At 56.9% G+C, this 4,984-nt stretch carries 4 protein-coding genes; 3 read left to right on the forward strand and 1 reads right to left on the reverse strand.

The genetic code is table 11. The annotated features are described in order from the left end of the window. Positions 1–192 (forward strand): OsmC family protein (locus RT613_RS16800; RefSeq protein ID WP_409558841.1); only part of this gene is annotated, 192 nt, incomplete at its 5' end. A 94-nt stretch (positions 193–286) separates the two neighbouring features. On the opposite strand, the gene RT613_RS16805 is transcribed toward RT613_RS16800, so the two are convergent. Continuing rightward, entirely contained in the window at positions 287–853 is a 567-nt protein-coding gene (locus tag RT613_RS16805; protein WP_313617151.1) for a single-stranded DNA-binding protein, read from the reverse strand. Between the two features lie 304 nt (positions 854–1,157). On the opposite strand from RT613_RS16805, the gene uvrA reads away from it, so the two are divergent. Next, positions 1,158–4,079 (forward strand): excinuclease ABC subunit UvrA, encoded by a 2,922-nt coding sequence (gene uvrA, locus RT613_RS16810; protein WP_313617153.1) that lies wholly within the window; start codon positions 1,158–1,160, stop codon positions 4,077–4,079. Between the two features lie 10 nt (positions 4,080–4,089). Next, positions 4,090–4,893, forward strand: a complete 804-nt coding sequence (locus RT613_RS16815) for a DUF72 domain-containing protein (RefSeq protein ID WP_313617155.1) — start codon at positions 4,090–4,092, stop codon at positions 4,891–4,893. Positions 4,894–4,984: the final 91 nt, after the last annotated feature.

Consider the following 4,984-nt stretch of genomic DNA (forward strand, 5'->3'; position numbering starts at 1 on the left):
GAAAAAAGCGGTGCCGGGCGTTTTACCTCGGCCGTGTTGCGGCCACGCATTACCGTGCTTGATGGTACAGACATCGAGGTCGCAACTGCCATTCACCACCGCATTCACGAGGTGTGTTTCATCGCCCGGTCGGTTAATTTTCCAGTGACCTACGAGCCGACATTTGCGTTTGTGGCCAGGCCTGAAAGCTGAGGCGCGAGGCCAACTCCAAGCCATGAAAAAAGCCCGGAAAGCTCATGCCTTCCGGGCTTTTTAATGGGATCAGATGTCAATCACATCGGGTGGATCAGAACGGGATATCGTCGTCCATGTCGTTGGAGAAACCACCACCGCCAGAGGACTGGCCGCCGCGACCGCCGCCGCCGCCGCCACGCGAAGGCTGCTGGTCGTAACCGCCGCCATAACCGCCACCAGAGGAACCGCCGCCGTAACCGCCCGACGAGCCGCCACCGTAATCATTGCCGCCGCCGCCGAAGTCTCCGCCACGGCCGCCGCCTTCACCGCGACCATCCAGCATGGTCAGCGTGGAGCCGAAGCCCTGCAGCACCACTTCGGTGGAGTAGCGGTCATTGCCGTTCTGGTCCTGCCACTTGCGGGTTTGCAGCGCGCCTTCGATGTAAAGCTTGGCGCCCTTCTTGACGTATTGTTCAATAACCTTGCAAAGACCTTCGTTGAACACGACAACCGTGTGCCATTCAGTCTTTTCCTTGCGTTCGCCGCTGTTGCGGTCACGCCAGCTTTCCGAGGTGGCAATACGAAGATTGGCAATCGGGCGACCGTCCTGCGTGCGGCGAATTTCAGGGTCTGCCCCGACATTGCCGATCAAAATTACCTTGTTTACACTGCCTGCCATCTCGTTATCCTTGCTCCGCGCCTTGCGCCCGGAAAACTTCTTTTCAAATACCGGTGGAACCATAGACCATAGAGGTGGCCAATGGGCACCTTTACCGCCACACAATCCACAAGGAATGTGCGCGTAACATTGACCGGGAATGTTTTTACGTCAAGTTTGTTCTTTCTTTGTTCCAATATTTCTCTATTATCCAACGGAACAGAATCGAAAAGCAGCTATTCCATACGATTAAACTCGACTCCGGGCTTGGCCTCACTACATAAGTGCCCGACCCTGCCTGCCAACTTATATTCCGAGCCTTGTCATGAGCGAATTGAAGACGATTTCCATCCGTGGTGCCAGAGAACATAACCTCAAAGGCATTGATCTCGACCTGCCGCGCAACAAGCTTATCGTGATGACGGGGCTGTCCGGTTCTGGCAAATCGTCCCTAGCATTTGACACCATCTATGCCGAAGGCCAGCGCCGCTACGTGGAAAGCCTTTCTGCCTATGCGCGCCAGTTTCTGGAAATGATGCAGAAGCCAGATGTCGACCAGATCGAGGGTCTGTCGCCGGCCATTTCCATCGAGCAGAAAACCACCTCGCGCAACCCGCGCTCGACGGTGGGCACGGTGACCGAAATCTACGACTATATGCGCCTGTTGTTTGCGCGTGTGGGCGTGCCCTATTCGCCGGCCACCGGCCTGCCGATTGAAAGCCAGACGGTGAGCCAGATGGTGGACCGCATTCTGGCATTCGAGGAAGGCACGCGTCTTTATATTCTGGCGCCAATCGTGCGCGGCCGCAAAGGCGAATATAAAAAGGAAATGGCCGAGCTGCAGAAAAAGGGTTTTCAGCGCGTCAAGGTGGATGGCCAGTTCTACGAAATTGCCGATGTGCCGGCGCTGGACAAGAAATACAAACACGACATAGACGTGGTGGTGGACCGTGCCGTGGTGCGCGCTGATATGGCGACCCGTCTGGCAGACAGTCTCGAGACATGTCTGCGCCTGGCCGATGGTCTGGCAATTGCCGAATTTGCTGACAAGCCACTGCCGGCCGAGGAAACGGCGGCCGGTGGTTCTGCCAACAAGTCTCTCAACGAAACCCATGAGCGGGTGCTGTTTTCAGAAAAATTTGCCTGCCCTGTCTCCGGTTTTACCATTCCGGAAATCGAGCCGCGGCTGTTTTCCTTCAACAACCCGTTTGGTGCCTGCCCAACCTGTGATGGCCTTGGCTCGCAGCAGAAGGTGGACAATGCGCTGATCGTGCCGGAACCCAACCGCACGCTGAAAGACGGCGCCATTGCGCCCTGGGCAAAATCAACCTCACCTTATTATAACCAGACGCTGGAAGCGTTGGGCAAGGTGTTTGATTTCAAGCTGTCCAGCCGCTGGTCCGACCTGTCTGCCGAGGCAAAAAGCGCCATCTTGCAGGGCACGGAAGAAAAGATCGAGTTCCATTACGCCGATGGTGCGCGCTCTTATAAAACCGTGAAAAACTTCGAAGGCATCGTGCCGAACCTCGAGCGCCGCTGGAAGGAAACCGACAGCGCCTGGGCGCGTGAGGATATTGAGCGTTACATGTCGGCAGCGCCCTGCCCGGCCTGTGCCGGTTATCGCCTGAAGCCGGAAGCGCTGGCGGTGAAAATCAACAAGCTGCATATTGGCCAGGTCACTGAAATGTCGATCCGCACGGCCCGTGACTGGTTTGAGGTTCTGCCGGAAACGCTGACAGCGAAACAGAATGAAATTGCCGTTCGTATCTTGAAGGAGATCCGCGAACGCCTGCGCTTCCTTAATGATGTCGGCCTCGATTATCTCAGCCTGTCGCGTAATTCCGGCACGTTGTCCGGTGGTGAAAGCCAGCGTATTCGCCTGGCATCGCAGATCGGTTCGGGTCTGACGGGCGTTCTATACGTGCTGGACGAACCATCGATTGGTCTGCACCAACGCGACAATGCCCGCCTGCTCGACACGCTGCAGCACCTGCGCGACATCGGCAACACGGTGATTGTGGTGGAGCATGATGAAGATGCCATCATGACCGCCGATTACGTGGTTGATATTGGCCCGGCCGCCGGTATTCATGGCGGTCAGGTCATTGCCCAGGGCAGCCCTGAAGCCGTGATGAACAACCCCAATTCGCTGACCGGCAAATATCTCTCCGGTGAAATGGGTGTGCCTGTGCCGGCGGAACGCCGCAAGCCGAAGAAGGGCAAGGAAATCAAGGTGGTTGGCGCACGCGGCAACAACCTGAAAAACGTCACCGCCTCCGTGCCGCTGGGTGTGTTTACCGCCGTCACCGGTGTGTCCGGTGGTGGCAAGTCGACCTTCTTGATTGAAACCCTGTACAAGTCTGCGGCACGCCGCGTGATGGGTGCGCGTGAAATTCCGGCCGAACATGACCGCATCGATGGTCTCGAATTCATCGACAAGGTGATCGACATCGACCAGTCGCCGATTGGCCGCACACCACGCTCCAACCCGGCCACCTATACCGGTGCGTTCACGCCGATCCGTGACTGGTTTGCCGGTCTGCCGGAGGCCAAGGCGCGTGGTTACCAGCCCGGCCGTTTTTCGTTCAACGTCAAGGGTGGTCGCTGCGAGGCCTGCCAGGGCGACGGTGTCATCAAGATTGAGATGCACTTCCTGCCGGATGTGTATGTGACCTGCGATGTCTGCCACGGCAAACGGTACAACCGCGAAACGCTTGATGTGACCTTCAAGGGCAAGTCGATTGCCGACGTGCTTGATATGACGGTTGAGGAAGGTGTCGAGTTCTTCTCGGCGGTTCCGGCGGTGCGTGACAAGCTGCAATCGCTGTTTGATGTGGGTCTTGGTTACATCAAGGTTGGCCAGCAGGCCAACACACTGTCTGGTGGTGAAGCGCAGCGCGTGAAACTGGCCAAGGAACTGTCGAAACGTTCCACCGGCCGCACGCTTTATATTCTCGACGAGCCGACCACCGGCCTGCATTTCCATGATGTCGCCAAGCTTCTGGAAATGCTGCATGAGCTGGTCAACCAGGGCAACTCCGTTGTGGTGATCGAGCACAATCTCGAGGTCATCAAGACAGCTGACTGGATCATCGATATCGGCCCTGAAGGTGGCACCGGTGGCGGTGAAGTTGTGGCAGCGGGCACACCGGAAACCATTGTGAAGGAAGAGCGCTCCTATACCGGCCAGTTCCTGAAAGAACTTCTGGAACGTCGTCCGGGTAAAAACAGGGCCGCAGCAGAATAGGACTTATATCATGACGGCTTCATCCGGCACGATCAGAACAGGCATTGGTGGTTGGACGTTTGATCCGTGGGAAGGCACGTTCTACCCGGAAAAGCTGGCCAAGAAGCGCCAGCTGGAACATGCCAGCCGCCAGCTTTCGGCCATCGAGGTCAATGGCACCTATTATGGCAGCCAGAAACCGGCAACCTTTGCCAAATGGGCCTCGGAAGTGCCTGATGGTTTTGTGTTTTCGCTGAAAGCCAGCCGTTATGTGACCAACCGCAAGGTGCTGGCCGAGGCCGGTGACTCCATGGAAAAGTTCCTGACGCAGGGGCTGACGGAACTTGGCGACCATCTCGGGCCAATCCTGTGGCAGTTTGCGCCAACCAAGAAGTTCGAGCCGGATGATTTTGCGGCTTTTCTGGCGCTTTTGCCCGAAAAGCAGGACGGATTGATGCTGCAGCACGTGGTGGAAGTGCGCAATGAAACCTTTATGGTGCCTGAGTTCATTGAGCTCCTTGCCAAACACAAGGTGGCGGTGGTCTGCGCCGACCATCATGATTATCCGCTTCTGCCAGATGTAACGGCCGATTTTGTCTATTGCCGCCTGCAAAAGGGCGAGGACGATATCGCGACCTGCTACCCGGAAAAGGACATCAAGGACTGGGCCGACCGGTTGAAAACCTATGCGGCGGGCGGTGTGCCTGACGATCTGCCGCTTGTGGCACCAGACCGCAAGCCGGAACAGAAAAAACGCGATGTCTTTGCGTTTTTCATCACCGGCGGCAAGGTCAATGCACCGAATGGTGCGCAACATTTGGCCAAGCTGGTGTGATGCATACACGGCGGCTTTGTGCCTGCTATTTTCTCTACGTCATCCTCGCCCTTGAGGCGAGGATCTAACCACGCCAGCCACGCTCGTTTCG

It is taken from the genome of Agrobacterium sp., assembly GCF_032092815.1.
Classification (GTDB): domain Bacteria; phylum Pseudomonadota; class Alphaproteobacteria; order Rhizobiales; family Rhizobiaceae; genus Agrobacterium.